This is a genomic window from Pedobacter sp. GW821-FHT01D05 (assembly GCF_059422505.1).
This window is the reverse complement of the sequence record NZ_JBWKXA010000004.1, coordinates 127,371-145,077: the sequence shown is the minus strand read 5'-3', so window position 1 is coordinate 145,077 and position 17,707 is coordinate 127,371. Positions and strand designations below refer to the sequence as shown.

Below are 17,707 nucleotides of genomic sequence, written 5' to 3'. Positions count from 1 at the left end.
CCTCGATTAATTCGGGGCTTTTTTGTTTTATCTATTTCTCCGTTATTCTGAACATCGTGAAAGCCTCTCCGCGAATCGTCATCTCGACCGCAGCAACGCGGAGTGGAGAGATCTATCAAGACAGATTTCTCCATTTCGCTGCGCTTCAGTCGAAATGACGGTCGATTTTTTAAACGGTCATACTAATAACGACTTTTCTACTTATTCTATCGGTTGGTGTCTCACCGACCGAAATGGTAACTACTAAAAGATCCTTCGACTCCGCTCAGGATGACATAACGAAAGGATGAACGAGTACCTATAGATCCTGTCAGTTGGTCGCTCGCCGAACAAGTGTTTAATCCATTTAAAAAGATCCTTCATTGCATTCAGGATGACAAAATTCTTTAGGAAATAAAAAATCAAAATAATTTAAAGTAAAAATAAAGTTGCTCCGTCTTCCTATATAAATAACAAAAACAACAGTGTTGGTAACTCAACTCATTTACGGTGAATTGATTACCATGCTTTAAAATTATAAGGAATGAAAAAGATATTAAAAACCATAGGATTCGGGATTGTACTTGGTGCAGTCGCTTTCTTCATACCATTTGTGTTCAAATTTATATTGGCCATCATGCTGATCGGTTTAATGCTCAGGATTTTTATAGGTAGGCGCCACCATTATTTCCATAACCGCTTTAACGGTTTCGAAAATAACTACAATCCAATTGTGCCGATCGATAATCAATGGTATAGGCCAACCGTACAAGGCAGTGGAACAGTTAACAACATTAACGTAAATGATTAACCGCTATGAGAGCATTTAGAATATTATTGGCATTGGCTGTTGCCGCAGGAACCTTTTACAGCTTAAATGTACTGGCCGTTCAGAATGGATACCGCGATCGGTTAGATTTTAAAAACAGGCATTATCGTGATGATTGCCAACAAGAATATCATAGGAACCATAGTTACAGTCACCACAGCAGAAAAATGGATAATATCGTGATTGGTCCTGTTGATAGTATAAACAAAGTAAATAGATAAGGTTATGTCACAGATACTTTTTTTAAGCGATCCATCTCAGGCCGATGTTAGTCCGATTTTGGGTATGGCAAACGAACTGATTGCGCGAGGGGAGAAGGTAACCTTCTTTAGTTCAGATGAGTTTAAAGCCCCTATAGAACAAATCGGTGCAAACTTTAAAGCATACAACAGGGAGCTGAATATTTTTCAAGGGAAAAAGGAAGTGGATGAAGAAGTGAAACCTAAATCGGGATTAATCAGCGCACTGCTTGAGCCAATGAAATTTATCGATGATATTTTGGTTCAGATAAGGGGTTTAAAATTTGATTACGCCGTTTTCTCGCCATCATATCCCTATGCAAATATCATTACACAGCTATTGGGTATCCCTAAAACGGAGCAGGCGGCTTACAACTAATATTGGCTTAAGCCAATAAATTAACACAATAAATAACAATTAAAATTAAACAAAATGTACAACGAACATAGATGCCATTCGGGCAAGATGCATAGTCGCTTTGGCGCAGGAGACGGAAGATTTGGAAGGCACTTTGGTGGTCCTTTCGGTCACCACAAACACGCCATGTTTAACCAGGGCTTTAGAAAAGTGCCCGCTAATATAGAAGAAACAGAAAGCAGCTTTATTATTGAGCTTTTTGCACCGGCTTTGGTAAAAGAAAATTTAAAGGTGGTTACTAAAGATGATGTATTAACCATTTCTTACCAAGCTAAAGAAGAAACCGATTCGGCAAAAAAGTATAGCCGGAGAGAATATAGCAACGGCACTTTCGAAAGGGCTTTTGGCCTAAACGGAAAAGTTTTAGTAGAAAATATTTCGGCCAGTTATGCTGATGGAATTTTGAAGGTTACACTACCTAAAAACCCTGAAACGAATACACCAGAGAAAGATATTCTGGTAGACTAAGTTTCGTCTATTATAATTTCCAAGCCCCGGTTGTTTATAACGACCGGGGCTTTTTTGTTTTTTGCCACTTAAAGCGTTGCACATTTAGCCTTCAAAATCATTTAACACATCGATATTAAAATGCGGTTTGTTATTAGCGGTATTTTAAGGTACTTTTGCTAAAAGACATAAACACAATAGATTGAATTTTAACGATTTTAATTTTAACCCCGATTTATACGAGGGCTTAATGGCCATGGGGTATAAAAGCGCTACTCCAATACAAGAACAAGCCATCCCGGTAATTTTAGATAATCATGATCTGATTGCCTGCGCTCAAACCGGTACAGGAAAAACGGCCAGCTACCTTTTACCCGTAATGGATAAAATTAGCAAGGCCGCCGATAGGCACAACAATACCTTGATATTGGCTCCAACGCGCGAACTTGCACAACAGATTGATTTACAGGTTGAAGCATTAGCTTATTTTACCAATATCAGTTCTTTGGCTGTTTACGGTGGGGGCGATGGTATCGCATACGAACAGCAAAAACGTTCTATGCGTGATGGCGTAGATATTATTATTGCCACTCCGGGCAGGCTAATGGCACATTTATCTTCAGGTGTGTTAAAACTGGAACATTTGCAGCATTTAATTTTAGATGAAGCGGATAGGATGCTGGATATGGGTTTTTATGATGATATTATCCGCATTATAAGCTACCTGCCAAAGAAAAGGCAAACGCTTTTATTTTCAGCTACGATGGCGCCGAAAATAAGGACCATGGCGGGCAAGATTTTGCACGAACCGAAGCAGATTACCATTTCAATCGCTAAACCTGCTGAAGGGATCGATCAACAGGCCTATAATATTCACGACCAACAGAAACAGGCCTTATTAACCGATATTTTTAAAAGCGGACAATATAAGAGTAGCATTATTTTCGTTTCGACCAAAGAAAAAGTGAAAGCTTTATATAAAACTTTTAAAGGATTGGGCATTAAAGCCGAAGCTTTTCACTCCGATTTGGGGCAGAAAGAACGCGAAGATATTTTACTGGCTTTCAAAAACAGGAGATTACCAATTTTAATCGGAACAGATGTGTTATCGCGCGGAATCGATGTAGAAGGAATCGACTTGGTAATCAATTATGATGTTCCTGGCGATCCGGCTGATTACGTACACCGTATTGGCCGTACGGCAAGAGCTGCAACCAAAGGAACGGCCATTACATTGGTTAACGGAAGAGATAAACGCAAGTTCGATAATATCGAAAAATTAATCGAGAAGGAAGTTCCCCGCATGCCACTACCAGAAAGCATAGCTGCAATGGAAATTACCCATGTGGAAGAAAAGAGACCTCAACATAAGGGCAAGAAAAAGGTTTGGAACAAAAAGAAAAAACCAAAACCTTCGGTATAAATTATTTAAAACGCCATAAGTACATTTCTTATTGGCGTTTTTCTTTTATAAATTATCTTTGCGCTAACAATGGCAAACTTCATTATTATAGGTTTATGCATTTTAGCCGGGATTTTTTTCAGAAAAAGCAAATCGCTACCCAAAGATGCGCACAAAGGCATTAATGCCTGGATTATCTATATCGCGCTACCAGCAGTTTCTTTTAAATATCTGCCACACATTACCTGGACTAAGGATTTATTCTTTCCTGTACTGGCACCAATTTGTGTATGGCTATTTGGTTGGTTATTTATTACCCTGTACAGTCGCATCCAGAATATTAGCAAATCCACTGCTGGCGGATTAAAACTAACCAGTTCTTTAAGTAATACTTCATTTTTAGGGTTTCCTTTAATTGTGGCTTATTTTAGCGAAAAAGAACTGGCTGTCGCCATTATCTGCGATCAGGTTACCTTTATGCTTTTATCTACCATTGGTGTTATTGTAGCCATCCGCTCCTCGCAAAATCAAAAGTTAAGCCCGAAATTGGTGTTGAAAAAAGTAATGACCTTTCCGCCGCTTATTGGTTGCGTTTTGGCGCTGACCCTCCCTCATTTTATTGACCTTTCTTCACTGGATCCATTATTCGAAAAACTAGCGGGTACGGTTGGCCCATTGGCATTGTTTTCAATAGGTTTACAGCTAAAATTTGGCGGTTGGTTTAGCGAATTGAAACACATTAGTTTTGCTTTATTGTATAAACTGATTTTAGCGCCGTTGATAGTTTTGGTTATGGCACTTGTTTTAGGTATGGGTGGAATGATTACCAAAATAACGATTTTCGAAATGGCTATGCCAACATTGGTAACGGCTGGCGTAGTAGCCGATCAGTATAACCTTAATCCGAAGCTTTCTAATTTGGTGGTTGGAATCGGAATTTTATTGTGTTTTATCACCACGGGTTTATGGTGGTTGGTGCTGACTTATTCAGGACTGGTTTAAAAATTATCTCGGTTTTTAAACACAAAGTATGCGAGCGCAGAGGAAGTCTTATGCGCTTAAGTTTGATTAACATTTATCCGCCGTGACCAGTTTTAACACAATTTCTTACCACGATCGTCATGCTGAACTCGTTTCAGCATCTTTCTTGCTAGGATAGACCCTGAAATAAATTCAGCGTGACGACCATTAGGTTTTGCGAAAACCTTGGCGCCCCTTTGCGGTTAAACTCCAACAAAAAAGCCGCAAAATTTCTTCTGCGGCTCCTTGAATGATTAGGTTAATTACAAAGCTAATTTTTTGGAAATTGCAGATGGAATACCTGCTTTGTTTAATAAAATTGCTGTTGTTTTATATTTTACGTAGTTTTTGGTTACATATAAGTATCCTTTATAATCGTTAGTCGCACCCCAGGAGTTTTTAACGATATAATATTCTTTACCTGTTTGATCTTTGGCTAAACCAACAATATGCATACCATGATCATCAGTTGTTTGATAGTTGTCGAAAGCAAGTTGGCGGTTCTCCTGCGTAATTTCCATTTCTGGCTGCGGGCCGTTAAACATATCTGCTTTCTGTTTCACGGTCATGTCAGCGAAAGGTGTTTGCGGAACAAAAGCCACACCGTTTTTCCAGCTGAAGTTTTTTTCGCTTACATCTGTAGCCCATGCAACAGTGTAACCGCTTTTTAAAGCGTTATCGATGATGTCTGTTAACTCGTTTACTTTAACGTTATAAACCTGATCGAAAGACCAGTTATCAGGCACTAATAAAGTAAATTTGCTATAGAAAGGATGATCGTTGAACGATGAAAGTTCTACATAGTTATCAGCATTTAAACCCACCACTTCCTGAGCGAAAGTTTTTGGTGTGTATTTTTTGCCATTATAGGTAAAGTTTTCTGGTACAGCACCTAAATAAGCATCAATTACACCAGTATAGGCTTTTAACCAGTTTGGGGTTAACTCGCCATTTGCATTCTTTACAACAGCTTCTAAAACACCTTTTTCGATATCGCCAAGTTCTGCAGTTTTATTGATTTTAGTACCATAATTTAATCCGGTGTATACCTCTTGCGGAACCGCACCGTATTTTCTGTACATGTTGATTACATCGTGCAAGGCACCACCATCACCTAATGAAACTGCACCATGCATACGCACGTAATTTTTACCTTTTTCTACATAAGCGTTACGGGCCGAAAAAAGCTGAGATAATGTTACGGGCCGTTTACCCGCTTTAATCATTTCTGATTCTAAAAATGAGTTGGTAGAGTAGCTCCAGCAAGTACCTGAAGATCCTTGATTCTGAACTGGTGTATTGGCCAAGTTAATCACTTCAGTAAATTTAAAAGAAGAAGCACTGTTTTCGCTTTGGTTGTTTTTTAAAGAATTAACGAGATTGTCTTGTGCATAAGTCGCCGATATAGATAACGACAAAGCCAAACCAATCACACTGATTTTTGTGTAGTTGATCATTTTTTTATGAATAATTAATAATTCAGCGAATGTAAAAATACTTGTTGATTTGGCGCCGGAAAATTTGCAGTAAATCGATAACATTGGTCATTTTATTGCAACAATGTTGAATTAGCATTCTGGCAAACTGATCGGAATATTGGTTGCCAATCCTCCATCAGATGTTTCTTTGTATTTGGCATTCATATCAAGCGCGGTTTCCCACATGGTATTTACCACTGCATCTAAACTTACTTTAGCCTTATCAGGGTTGCTTTGTAGGGCTAGCTGACTGGCTGTGATGGCTTTAATAGCGCCCATGGTGTTTCTTTCGATGCAAGGGATCTGTACCAAACCGCCAATCGGATCGCAGGTTAAACCTAGGTGATGTTCCATGGCAATTTCTGCTGCCATTAAAACCTGTCTTTGCGAGCCACCTAAACACTCTGTTAGCGCTGCTGCAGCCATGGCTGAGGAAACGCCAATTTCGGCCTGACATCCGCCCATAGCGGCTGATATTGTTGCTCCTTTTTTGAAGATACTGCCTATTTCTGAAGCACAGGCAATAAACTGGATGATTTTTTCTTCGCTGTAACCATCACAAAAGGTAATGAAATATTGTAATACGGCTGGAATTACGCCTGCAGCACCATTGGTAGGGGCCGTTACCACACGACCAAAAGATGCATTTTCTTCGTTAACCGCTAACGCGAAGCAGCTTACCCAATCTAAAGTATAATTAAAGCCGTTTCCACCTTTTCTAATGGCTTCTACCCAGCTATTGTAATCTGAATATTCACTTTTACCAATTAACCGTTTATTTAGCGGAAATGCCCTTCGCGCCACATTTAAACCGCCTGGTAAAAACCCTGTGGTATGACATCCGCGATAAATACAGTCGCGCATAACCGCAAAATGCTGCAGGATGCCTTTTTTGGTCTCTGCTTCGGTTCGCCAGGCCAGTTCGTTCTCCATTACGATTTCGCTCACCTTTAAACCTGTAGATAAACACCAGTGTAAAAGGTCTTTTGCTTTTTCTACAGGAAAGGGAAGGTCTACCTGTGGTTTCTTACTATTGTCTTCGCTTTCTTTTACCACAAAACCACCACCAATAGAGTAATAGGTTTCTGAAAATGCTCTTCCTCCTTTTAAAAATGCCTGAAAAGTAACCGCATTTGGGTGAAAGGGCAAACTTTCGGCAAAAAGAAAAAGCAGGTCGTTATCGTAATCAAAATCAAGAATTAAATGATCAGCAAGATTTAATTTCTTATCTCTTTGGATGCTTTCGAAGGTTGGTGTAACGGCATCTACATCAAAAGTTACCGGATCAGCTCCTGTTAAACCGAGTAGAATAGCTACATCAGTTCCGTGGCCTTTACCTGTTTTGGCAAGCGAACCATAAAGCAATATTTTTATACCCTCAATTTCATCAATCAAGTTGTTTTGGGTAAGCGAAGCTGTAAACTGTTGTGCGGCCCGCCATGGGCCTAAGGTATGTGAACTGGATGGGCCTATGCCTATTTTAAAAATATCGAAAACTGAAATCTGTTCCTTGATCATTATGAATATAGTTACACAAAGCTATGATTGTTTTATGATTTTAGATAAATTAATTTAGGCCCATGGTGAAAATATTTTACCTTAGAAAGATCTAATTTAAAGGCTCTAAAATGGAATGTTTATAACAGAAGGAATGTCTAACGGCAGATCGATTGGAAAGTTAATTACAGGAACAAGAGCTGTAAATCCTGATGGTAGCGACATTACTTTCAAAAAGCATTTATCCGAAATATTGTAAGCGCTATCCCGTTCAATGCCTTTAGTGCATTGGGTAATCCTTGTGCACCGTGGCACGACCTTTGGTCGGATACAATAGTCATGGAAGAGAAAAAACTAGCCTTACAAGCCCAAAAAATAGATTTGTTCGACTCGGTTAAAAATCAAACTCAATAATTTCATCGTCTTTAAGCATGCGCTCTACAAATTTCTGATGATTTTTAGGCGTGCCTGTAGCCGCCCAGTTTCCGGTGATAATATTATCTACCAATTGGTGTTTTCCTCGTTGTGGTTTGAGTTTACTTTCGCGGAAAACCTCTTCATAGCTTTCTAAATCGCCATGGGTATGCTGTTTTTTAACAATGCGATAAAGCCTTTTGGTAAAACGGCGGTCGCCAATTTCTTCTAAAAAAGGGAAAATAATCAGCGCCAATAAAACCACAATAGTTACCCCTATAGCCTGTTCGTAGTAACCTGAGCCTACGGCCATTCCAATTGCAGCAACAATCCAGATGATACAGGCGGTAGTGAGCCCTTTAACGCGGTTTTCTTCCTTAAAAATTACCCCCGCGCCTAAAAACCCGATTCCTGTAACAATGTTCGAGGCAATGCGGTCTTGACTGGTTGGGCCAATTTTAATGGACAGGATGGTAAATAAGGTAGCGCCCAAACCAATCATCATCATGGTTTTGAGTCCGGCAGATTTACTTCTGTACTCGCGTTCTGCTCCGATTAAGCCACAAAGCAGGGTAGCCAATAGAAATTTATTGATTTCACTTTGTGTAATGAAATGGTTTTGGTCTATGATCTCGTTCATCGCCTTGAATTATTAAAGGCAAATTAATAAAAATCGTAACATCTTAGGCCATTTGCTCTGCCACCACTCGAACTATTTGGAAAATATTTTTCATAACCCACACCAATTTCGGATGTTCCACCAGTGTTGCTGTAGTTGATTTTAGAGGTTGTAGCATCATGACTAATGCCTAACCTGAATTTCTCACCGTTTGTTCTGCGGTTAAAAATATCGAAGATTACAGAAAAAACAATCGCATCATTTCCATTCGAATTGCCATCGTTACGGTACCATATGCCTGCGTTTATGCCCGCATATTTATATTGCATGCCCGCACTGAACGATTTTACGTTGCCCTGTTTGTAGGCAACAATGGAGGGGATGAGGTAATTCCCATCGCGATCGTACTCATCTGGTACCAAGGTTAACTTGTAGCTTAAATTGCCTGAGATACGCATCGGCAACTTGGCCTGAAAACCCGATAAGGATTCATCCGGGCGGTTAAGGTGATGTACTGCTAATCCCATCATGAATTTCCCCACCACCAGGTTGGCCCCTGCATTGGAATCGAAATAATACCGACTATCTACACTTGGTCTTTCGGCGCCAGAAATACTACCAGGAATATAGCCCGTGTTGATATCGATCTGATCGCCAAAAACAAGTTTATCCCAGTTTAGCTTTTGGTTAGTGATGCCACCCTGTAATCCAAATGAAAGGGCAAAGTCGTCTCCCCCGATAATGTAAGCATAACTTACAGCAATATTATTCTTTACCAGATAGGCTGTGCCCTCGCTGCTGCGGTTAAAAATTAAGCCAATGCCGCTGTTTAATCTCCGTAGATTGAGGTCTCCTGAAGCACTCATGTACGAAAAATCACTGGCTAAACCCGTCCATTGGTTGCGGTATAGGGCATTAAACCTAATGTCGCCCTCAAACTGACCTGTTAAAGCGGGATTTAAGTAAATCGGCGCATTGTAAAACTGCGAATAAATGTGGTCTTGCGCCGAAATCATTAACGGCAACATTAACGCAAACCAAAATAATATTATCCCTCTCCTCATCATCTTATTAAATATATTACACCCGTTTTCTTCGGAGGAGATGAATCGTAAGTCATTCCTTTCCAATCGCTGCCATTAATAAATTTTATATCTACTTTCCAGTAATAAACACCTTGTGGCTGTTCTTGTCCTTTATAAGTCCCATCCCATCCCTCCAGTGGTGCGGCATCGTCTAGTTTGGTTGTTTCCCAAAGTAATTGGCCCCATTTGTTAAAAACCGACATTTGCCACTCTTTTATGCCGCGGCCTTTTGCTTTAAAGACTTTAATCTCGTTTTTTGCACTTGCCGGCATAAATGAATTGGGGATGTTTAGGTAACCCGGTACACCAATAATCCGCACCGATTGGAAGGTACTTGAAGAGCAGCCTTCTTTGTTCAGTACTTTCAGGGTTACAGTATAAGTGCCTTCGTTGGCATAGGTATGGTTTGGGTTTTGTAGGGTTGATCCCGATCCATCACCAAAAGTCCACTCCCAGCTTACAGCATCGGTACTGATATCCTTAAAGGCAAATGAATAGTTGGGAATGGATACTTCGTTCCCAGGACTAACAGTGAATGTGGCCACTGGTGGCGCAACAACATGGATAAAATCGGCTATGGTTGTGCTGTTTGTACAGCCGAGCGCATTGGTTGCCGTTAAGGTAACGGTATAATTTTTCCCCGAACCATTAAAAGTATGCGTAGGCTCTATAGCGTTGGATGTTGGCGAGCCATCTCCAAAATCCCAAACATAACCTATTGCACCAGTACTGGCATTTTTAAACTTTACGGTAACCCCATCACACCCACTTGTTTTATCTGCTGCAAAACTTACGCTGGGTTGTGGCAAAACTTCAACTGTTTCGGTTGTTGAAGCGTTGGAACAGTTATTTGATGCGTATAAGGTAATGGTATATTTTCCGGGTGCGGTAAAGGTATGTGATAGGGTTTCAGGTGCGGTATGGGTTACCGTAGTGCTTCCATCGCCAAAATCGTAAACAAAAGTGCCGGCCCCTTTAGTATTGTTAAAGAGATCGACTTTTAAAGGTGCGCAGCCTTTAAGTTGGTTGCTGTTTACGACCAATTCTGGCGTAATGTCGTTAGGTGAAACGCGGATAGAGTATTGAGATTCATTGCTTCCACATTCATTGGTTGCTGTCATTTTTACAACATAATCTTTAACAGCCAAAGTGGTATAGGTATGGCTTACGCTATTTTTATCGATAACGGTTAAAGGTGCTGAGCCATCACCAAAATCGTAGGTATAGCTGGTATAATTTCCAGGTGAAGTATTGCTAAAGGTAACAGCGAGAGGGGAGCAGCCAGTTGTTTTATCAGGAGAAAAAACGGAAACCGGTTTTGCTTTTACCAATACGGTTGAGGTTTGCGTGGTGGTGCCACAGGCGGTGGTTGCCTTTAAAGTAACGGTGTAAGTGATATCTTTCCCCGCCGGGTCTGCCTGATAAGTAACCGCTGGCGGTTGAGCCAGATTTGAATTAGTACCATTTCCAAAATCCCAGTTAAAGGTAGCTGCTGTTAGCGAATTGGAAGTATTGGTAAAAACAACATTTAAAGGTCCGCAGTCAGATGTTGCACTTTGTGTATAAGCAGCGGTTACATTTTGTACTGTGCTAAAAGTATGACTGGTTTCATCACTATTACAGCCCAGGCTGCTTGTTACGACCAATTTGATAATAACGCTTTCGTTATCTGTTGCAATAGTATAGCCTGGAAAAGTAATTCCTGTACCAATCTGTACTCCATTAGCAAGCCAGGTATAAGTATTGTTGCGGTCTGTATAAGGCGTAGCCGATATATTGGTGGCTGTTAAAACAAAGGGCGAACAAGCTTTATCTGTATTAAAAACTAATTCTGCCTTAGCATGTGGGTTCACCGTTATCTTAATCTGGTTGCTTAAATTGTTACTGCAAGCGCCGCTAGCTACCGATCGACGGTAATAAATGCTTACGGTTGGTGTTGGAGGTGTAAAGCTTACACTGTTTGCGCCCAATACATCGCTCCAGGCTGTTCCATTTAAACTTGATTGCCATTGGTACATGTAAGTTCCGCTGCCACCACTCGGTGTAGTACCTGTTAAAGCCGCTGCAGGTGCGCCGATACAAATGTTTTGATCGGCAGCAATGGTATTGTTGGTTAGGCCTGGCAAAACGGTAATCTGTAATGAATTACTAATTGAAGTACAGATGGTGCTGTTTACCAATCTTCTGAAATAGGTTGAGGTGCTTACAATTAGACTTAAATCTTTATTAATGGCCGAAGGAACATTGCTCCAGGTATTTCCATCGGTACTACTCTGCCATTGGTAGGCAAATGTTCCTGTTCCGCCAGTAGGTATATCGCCAGTAATGGTGATGCTTTGTCCGGCACAAACTGGCGCTGTTGATGCGGTAATATTATTGGTAACAGGCGAGTAATAGGTGACGGTTACATCATCTACAGATGGAGGGCAGCCATTGAAACCAGAAATAGTCCACCTGAAGGTATAAGTTTGCCCTGGTACCAAACCGGTAACCGTGGTGTTGTACAGTGTAGGGTCGGTTATGGTAATGCCTGTTTGTGCTGATGTTAAAGTCCACGTACCGCTATTAGGTGTGGGATTATTTCCATTTAAAGTAATACCATTTCCACTGCATAGGTTTTGATCAGCCCCTGCATTGGCCGCAACTGTGCCCGGATTTACGGTGATGGTGGTTACGGTTGATAGGGCTTCTGCACAACTACCACTTTGAATTACCGCACGGTACTGCGTGCTTATGGTAAGGTTAGAAAATACATACGGATTTGCTGTTGAGATTAGGGTAGACCAGTTTGTGCCATTATCGATAGATCTTTCCCAACGGATAATATTTCCAACCTGCCCTGTTAAATTGATGTTTCCGCCATTTGCACCCGCGCATACATTCACATCGCCTGTGGTTGTGCCGCCAACACTGAGCGGGTTAACCGTGATCCTGACATCATCACCCGATGTAGCGCAGTTGGTGTCGCTTATTGTCCACCTTAAGGTATATGTATTCCCTGCCAGCAAACCAGCAATTGTTGTATTGCCCTGCGTGTCATCAGCAAAAGTTACGGCTGTAGGCGCAGTAACGATTGTCCATTTGCCTGTGCCAACTACCGGTATATTTCCTTTTAAGGTGTAAGTGCTTGCGTTACAAATGGCTTCATCCGGCCCGGCATTGGGCAGTGTTGCACTTGGCAAAACGGTAATGGTAATGTTGGTTGGTGTGCCAGGGCAGCCATTTGTAGAGATAGGTGTAATGGTATAAGTTACCGTACCTGCAGTGGTGCCTGTATTGGTTAGGATATCATTAATTTGCGTTCCTGCAGATGCTACCGCTCTATTGCTATTTCCGGTTATTGCTCCGGTGATTACACTGGTATAAGTATAATTTACACCCGTTAAGTTTGTTGTTAAGGTTATGGCCGATGAAGTGGCGTTACAGATGGTCGCATTTGCTGCAGTTGGTGTTACAATAGGGTTAGGTTTAATGGTAGCTACCAAATTAAAAGGTGTTCCATCGCAGCCATCTAAATGTGGAGTGATGATATAAGTTACGTTTGCATCAGCATTTAGGTCGGTATTGGTAAGGATATCGTTAATGGCTCCGCTTCCGCTGGCAGTATATCCAGTTGCTGATGCGGTTCCGGTAGCGGTCCAGGTGTAAGTTACACCCGCTGCCGCAGAAGTAGGTGTGTAGGCAACACTATTACCGGTACAGATGGTTTTAGCTGCTGCGCTCGTTAAACTGATATTGGGTTTTATTTTAAGGATAATATCGTCGTCAATCTGGTTGCAGGGGGCGGCGAGTGCGGTGGTAACCCTTAGTCGTAAAGTAACCGTGCCCGCTGTTTTTTCGGCTGCAGTTGGCGTGTAGGTTGCATTTAAATCGTTTCTGCTGGGGGTAAATGTTCCTAAGCCGCCAATCCAGGCTTGTGTAGCAGTAGCACCAGTTATGGTTCCGCTGAGCGCAAAACTTGGGTCGTTAAAACAGATATTTTGATCTGGCCCTGCGCTAATCACTGGTGCTGTACTGAAGGTAAGGATTTGGGTATCGCTTACCGTGCCACAATTATTTTTGTGTATAACAGTTACGGTATAAGTATCGTAGCTATCGAATTTTATTGATGGATATTTAGAATTGGCGGTGGTGCCACCAGTAAAGCTATAGGTGCCCGATCCCGATGGAACAACTGTCCAGGTATAACTGTCTGGTAAATCTTTTGTAGTGCCGGTAATTAATGTTTGGGTTGGCCCTGTTGTGGTATTGTTAAAATCGTAAGTAGCCAGGTTACACAACGTGATATCGGGCGATAGCGTAGCTACAGGACTCGCATTAACGACAACAGTTTGTGGCAGACTTGTAACTACACCGCAAGATGGCGTAGTAATATTTAAGGTGATGATGTAAGTACCTGGATTGGTGAAATTGAACTCCGGTTCTTTGGTTGCTGCATTTGTACCACCTGTAAAAGCTACAGCAGGTGTAACTGACCATGAATAGTTATTGGCTGCATCGCAGATATTATCTAAAACAGAAAGATCAGTTGCTTTTAATGTTGTTCCAGAGCAAATTGTATTTGATGGTAAACTAAAATCTGGCTTTGGCGGATCCTGGATACAGATTTTCATTTCTACCGGATCGGCATCACACTCGCCTGTAATGTTTTTAGATTCTAGGCGGATAGTATATTCTCCATGGGTTGGAAACTTGTATACAAAATTGTATGATTTTGGCTTATCAACCTCTTTAATCACCCCATCAACATACCAGTTATAGGTTACGTTATTGGGTGTACAGGCTGCGGTATTGGTGTTCGGGTTTTCGCCCAAAACCGAGGTATTCACAAATGTGATGTTGGCATTGGTACAGCCGGGGGTATTAAAGGCAAACGAATTTATAGGTTTTACCACTACTTTAGCCGAAGAGGAAACAGGCGTACCCATGGTGGTACAGAATGCATTCGATACATTAATAGATACATCAAAAGCGTTGTATATTGTGCCCGCACTGGAGGTAGAAACACTTCCGCAAGAGGATTTGGTATAAGCATGTGTAACCTTACCGCCATTGGCAATAATCTCGCAAAGGGTATAGGTTGAGGTGGTTTGATCACCCCAGGTAATCGTATAAATGTCTCCAGGGAAGTTATTTTGAATACCTGCACTCGAACTCACATCTACACTAAATGTTAAGGCGCCAAATGGCAAACAAACCACTGTATTGCCCGAATTGGCAAAAGCGGTTATCGCTTTATTATTGATCAGTAGATAGGCTTTTGTTGCCACCGAGCCATCGGGCATCACCGCCTTGGTGTAAATGGTATAATGTGTCTGTTGAGCGGTAAAAGGTTGTATTGCAGTGGGGAAATTGATTAATGTTGGCCCCCCACCATTTACTTCGTCGGTTATACTCGCGGTAACCGTACTATTTGCTGTAGATGCATTTGTGAGGAAGAAAGCATTATTGGCCTTGCTGGTGCAGGTGCCAAAAGTTTCATCATTTGCCGCATTTAACAATGTTGATGTCAATTTAGCCTCAACCGGCGGCCCTGCTTTTACTTCAAAAGCAGTTGATGGTGTGCTTGCGAATGCCGGAGCGGTTGATTTTACCCTAACCTGATAACCTGTGCCAGGTGTAAGGCTTGCCGGAAGTTTACCATTGACATAGGTACTGTAGAAGCCGCTATAACTGCCTATGAGTGTTTCGGCACTAAAGCTTCCATTCTGATCGGAAAGATATAACTGGAATTGGTTTCCTTGAGCCGCACAGCCTGCACTGATATTAAAAGGAACCGCAATGGTACTGCCGGGAGTAAAAGGGCCTGCATCAACTGAGCCTATGGTAATTTGGGCGAAAACATTTGACGTGAACAAAAATGCCCCAAAAAATAGGACAAAAGAAAGCCATTTCCTTTTACAACGAATCTTCATAAATCTCTAACACTAGGGAATGATTTTATTGCGTTCTGGAAGCGTTGTTGGTTAAACTTGCTTTAATCCAATCTCAGAAATGAGAATTCGACCTAAGACGCGTCAATAAATATTCGTTGCAAAGAACGTAATTTTTGCATTACAATAACAAAATTTTACACCAACATCAACTAAATGAATGGGTTATAGCTTTGGTAAAGCTTCGTTTTTGCTATAATAACGCATAAAAAAACCCTCAAGGTATTAAACCTTGAGGGTATATTTTTACACGAAATCGTTTCGTTGCAGAATGGTATTACATCATACCACCCATGCCGCCGCCGCCCATTGGAGGCATTGGAGCACCACCTTCTTCAGGTTCGTCTGCTAAAACAACTTCAGTAGTTAATAACATTGCTGCAATAGATGCTGCATTTTCTAATGCTACACGGCTTACTTTAGTTGGATCGATAACACCAGCACCAATTAAGTTTTCGTAAACATCAGTACGTGCATTGTAACCGAAATCAGCTTTACCTTCTTTAACTTTTTGAACTACGATAGAACCTTCAATACCTGCGTTTTCGCAAATCTGACGTAATGGCTCTTCGATAGCACGACGGATGATCTGGATACCAGTGTTTTCATCTTCGTTAGCACCTTTTAGGTTAGCTAAAGCTTCAACCGCACGGATAAAAGCAACACCACCACCAGCAACAATACCTTCTTCTACAGCCGCACGGGTTGCATGTAAAGCATCATCAACACGGTCTTTTTTCTCTTTCATTTCAACCTCGCTAGCTGCACCTACGTAAAGAACTGCAACACCACCAGCTAATTTAGCCAAACGCTCTTGTAATTTTTCTTTATCGTAATCAGATGTAGTTGTTTCGATCTGAGATTTAATTTGGCTAACACGTGATTTAATATCATCTGAATTGCCAGCACCGTTAATTACAGTTGTATTGTCTTTATCAACAACAACTTTCTCTGCAGAGCCTAAATAAGTTAAATCAGCATTTTCTAATTTGTAACCTCTTTCTTCTGATACCACAATACCGCCAGTTAAGATCGCGATGTCTTCTAACATTGCTTTTCTTCTATCACCAAAACCTGGAGCTTTAACAGCAACAACCTTTAACGAACCACGGATTTTATTTACTACCAATGTTGCTAAAGCTTCGCCATCTAAATCTTCTGAAATGATAACCAATGGTTTACCAGTCTGAACAGTTTTTTCTAAAACCGGTAACAATTCTTTCATGTTACTGATTTTTTTGTCGTAGATTAAAATGTAAGGATTTTCTAATTCAGCTTCCATTTTATCTGCGTTGGTAACAAAATATGGAGATAAATAACCTCTGTCAAATTGCATACCTTCAACTGTTTTAACTTCAGTTTCAGTACCTTTTGCTTCTTCAACAGTAATTACACCATCTTTACCAACTTTACTCATTGCCTCAGCAATTAACGAACCGATAACTTCGTCGTTGTTAGCCGATATAGAGGCAACTTGTTTAATTTTATTGTTATCATCACCAACCGCTTGTGATTGAGATTTTAAGTTTTCTACAACAGCAGCAACCGCTTTGTCAATACCACGTTTTAAATCCATTGGATTTGCACCAGCAGCAACGTTTTTAATACCTGTAGTAATAATTGCCTGCGCCAATACAGTTGCAGTAGTAGTACCATCACCAGCAATATCAGCTGTTTTTGAAGCTACTTCTTTAACCATTTGAGCCCCCATGTTCTCAACGGCATCTTTCAATTCGATTTCTTTTGCCACTGTAACACCATCTTTGGTGATTGCCGGTGAACCGAATTTTTTATCGATAATTACGTTACGTCCTTTTGGACCTAATGTTACTTTTACTGCATTTGCAAGAATATCAACACCTCTTTTCAGGGCATCACGAGCTTCTACGTTATATTTTACTTGTTTTGACATTTTTAAGAATATTTTAAAGTTTTAATGTTGAAGGTTGAAACATTTCATTCCTCCGATTTATATAACATTACAACATTACAACGTTGCAACATTTTAATTTTTACCCAACAACAGCGTAAATATCAGTTTCGCGCATAATTAAGTAATCTTTACCTTCGTACGGGAATTCGGTGCCACCATATTTACCATAAATTACAACATCGCCAACTTTTACACTCGCTTTTTTACCTTCAGCATCTTCTTCAGAAACAGAAACTACAGTCCCTTTAGATGGTTTTTCTTTTGCAGTATCAGGGATATACAAACCTGATGCAGTTTTCTCTTCTGCCGCAGCCGGTTCAACTATTACTCTGTTCGAACTGCCAGCAATTGGTTTAAGGTTTAACGCCATAACTTTTATTATTTTTTTATTTTGATTTGAGTTTTTTAACTAAG

The 17,707-nt window shown here is 40.8% G+C and carries 14 protein-coding genes; 7 read left to right on the top strand and 7 right to left on the bottom strand.

Features of this window, described 5'->3' with window-relative positions:
• The first annotated feature begins 523 nt into the window (after positions 1-523).
• From AC07VK_RS15660 to AC07VK_RS15635, 6 genes are all read left to right on the top strand, one after another.
• Positions 524-790, top strand: coding sequence for a hypothetical protein (locus tag AC07VK_RS15660; protein ID WP_492961609.1), 267 nt, complete (start codon positions 524-526; stop codon positions 788-790).
• Positions 791-795: 5 nt separating this feature from the next.
• Positions 796-1,029, top strand: coding sequence for a hypothetical protein (locus AC07VK_RS15655; protein WP_492961607.1), 234 nt, complete (start codon positions 796-798; stop codon positions 1,027-1,029).
• A gap of 4 nt (positions 1,030-1,033) precedes the next feature.
• Entirely contained in the window at positions 1,034-1,426 is a 393-nt protein-coding gene (locus AC07VK_RS15650) for a hypothetical protein (RefSeq protein ID WP_492961605.1), read from the top strand.
• A 54-nt stretch (positions 1,427-1,480) separates the two neighbouring features.
• Complete coding sequence (locus tag AC07VK_RS15645; protein ID WP_492953915.1) at positions 1,481-1,933, top strand: Hsp20/alpha crystallin family protein; 453 nt, start codon at positions 1,481-1,483, stop codon at positions 1,931-1,933.
• A gap of 181 nt (positions 1,934-2,114) precedes the next feature.
• Positions 2,115-3,335 (top strand): DEAD/DEAH box helicase, encoded by a 1,221-nt coding sequence (locus AC07VK_RS15640; protein ID WP_057933211.1) that lies wholly within the window; start codon positions 2,115-2,117, stop codon positions 3,333-3,335.
• A 69-nt stretch (positions 3,336-3,404) separates the two neighbouring features.
• Complete coding sequence (locus AC07VK_RS15635; RefSeq protein ID WP_492961602.1) at positions 3,405-4,316, top strand: AEC family transporter; 912 nt, start codon at positions 3,405-3,407, stop codon at positions 4,314-4,316.
• A gap of 281 nt (positions 4,317-4,597) precedes the next feature.
• On the opposite strand, the gene AC07VK_RS15630 is transcribed toward AC07VK_RS15635, so the two are convergent.
• Positions 4,598-5,791 carry a C1 family peptidase gene (locus AC07VK_RS15630; RefSeq protein WP_492961600.1) on the bottom strand — a complete coding sequence of 398 codons (1,194 nt, stop codon included), beginning with the start codon at positions 5,789-5,791 and terminating at the stop codon, positions 4,598-4,600.
• Between the two features lie 111 nt (positions 5,792-5,902).
• Complete coding sequence (locus AC07VK_RS15625; protein ID WP_492961599.1) at positions 5,903-7,330, bottom strand: L-serine ammonia-lyase; 1,428 nt, start codon at positions 7,328-7,330, stop codon at positions 5,903-5,905.
• Positions 7,331-7,445: 115 nt separating this feature from the next.
• Between AC07VK_RS15625 and AC07VK_RS15620 the strand changes: the two genes are divergently transcribed.
• Positions 7,446-7,568: a hypothetical protein gene (locus AC07VK_RS15620; RefSeq protein ID WP_492961597.1), complete on the top strand. Its 123-nt coding sequence runs from the start codon at positions 7,446-7,448 to the stop codon at positions 7,566-7,568.
• Between the two features lie 135 nt (positions 7,569-7,703).
• Here the strand turns inward: AC07VK_RS15620 and AC07VK_RS15615 are convergent, their stop codons facing one another.
• From AC07VK_RS15615 to AC07VK_RS15595, 5 genes are all read right to left on the bottom strand, one after another.
• On the bottom strand, positions 7,704-8,363 hold the full coding sequence (locus AC07VK_RS15615) for an MgtC/SapB family protein (protein ID WP_492961595.1): 660 nt from the start codon (positions 8,361-8,363) through the stop codon (positions 7,704-7,706).
• Between the two features lie 23 nt (positions 8,364-8,386).
• Entirely contained in the window at positions 8,387-9,406 is a 1,020-nt protein-coding gene (locus tag AC07VK_RS15610) for a PorP/SprF family type IX secretion system membrane protein (protein WP_493016804.1), read from the bottom strand.
• Complete coding sequence (locus AC07VK_RS15605; protein WP_492961593.1) at positions 9,406-15,342, bottom strand: PKD domain-containing protein; 5,937 nt, start codon at positions 15,340-15,342, stop codon at positions 9,406-9,408. Before AC07VK_RS15605 ends, AC07VK_RS15610 begins: the two co-directional genes overlap by 1 nt.
• 295 nt (positions 15,343-15,637) lie before the next feature.
• A complete protein-coding gene (gene groL, locus AC07VK_RS15600; protein WP_057933220.1) occupies positions 15,638-17,272 on the bottom strand; it encodes a chaperonin GroEL in 1,635 nt (544 codons plus the stop codon).
• A gap of 100 nt (positions 17,273-17,372) precedes the next feature.
• On the bottom strand, positions 17,373-17,663 hold the full coding sequence (locus AC07VK_RS15595) for a co-chaperone GroES (protein ID WP_010599229.1): 291 nt from the start codon (positions 17,661-17,663) through the stop codon (positions 17,373-17,375).
• Positions 17,664-17,707 lie beyond the last annotated feature (44 nt).

What these genes read in the sequence shown, in the direction of transcription:
- AC07VK_RS15660 (WP_492961609.1), top strand. Translation starts at nt 524, where the DNA reads ATGAAAAAGATATTAAAAACCATAGGATTCGGGATTGTACTTGGTGCA.
- AC07VK_RS15655 (WP_492961607.1), top strand. Translation starts at nt 796, where the DNA reads ATGAGAGCATTTAGAATATTATTGGCATTGGCTGTTGCCGCAGGAACC.
- AC07VK_RS15650 (WP_492961605.1), top strand. Translation starts at nt 1,034, where the DNA reads ATGTCACAGATACTTTTTTTAAGCGATCCATCTCAGGCCGATGTTAGT.
- AC07VK_RS15645 (WP_492953915.1), top strand. Translation starts at nt 1,481, where the DNA reads ATGTACAACGAACATAGATGCCATTCGGGCAAGATGCATAGTCGCTTT.
- AC07VK_RS15635 (WP_492961602.1), top strand. Translation starts at nt 3,405, where the DNA reads ATGGCAAACTTCATTATTATAGGTTTATGCATTTTAGCCGGGATTTTT.
- AC07VK_RS15630 (WP_492961600.1), bottom strand. Translation starts at nt 5,791, where the DNA reads ATGATCAACTACACAAAAATCAGTGTGATTGGTTTGGCTTTGTCGTTA.
- AC07VK_RS15625 (WP_492961599.1), bottom strand. Translation starts at nt 7,330, where the DNA reads ATGATCAAGGAACAGATTTCAGTTTTCGATATTTTTAAAATAGGCATA.
- AC07VK_RS15620 (WP_492961597.1), top strand. Translation starts at nt 7,446, where the DNA reads ATGTTTATAACAGAAGGAATGTCTAACGGCAGATCGATTGGAAAGTTA.
- AC07VK_RS15615 (WP_492961595.1), bottom strand. Translation starts at nt 8,363, where the DNA reads ATGAACGAGATCATAGACCAAAACCATTTCATTACACAAAGTGAAATC.
- AC07VK_RS15610 (WP_493016804.1), bottom strand. Translation starts at nt 9,406, where the DNA reads ATGAGGAGAGGGATAATATTATTTTGGTTTGCGTTAATGTTGCCGTTA.
- AC07VK_RS15605 (WP_492961593.1), bottom strand. Translation starts at nt 15,342, where the DNA reads ATGAAGATTCGTTGTAAAAGGAAATGGCTTTCTTTTGTCCTATTTTTT.
- groL (WP_057933220.1), bottom strand. Translation starts at nt 17,272, where the DNA reads ATGTCAAAACAAGTAAAATATAACGTAGAAGCTCGTGATGCCCTGAAA.
- AC07VK_RS15595 (WP_010599229.1), bottom strand. Translation starts at nt 17,663, where the DNA reads ATGGCGTTAAACCTTAAACCAATTGCTGGCAGTTCGAACAGAGTAATA.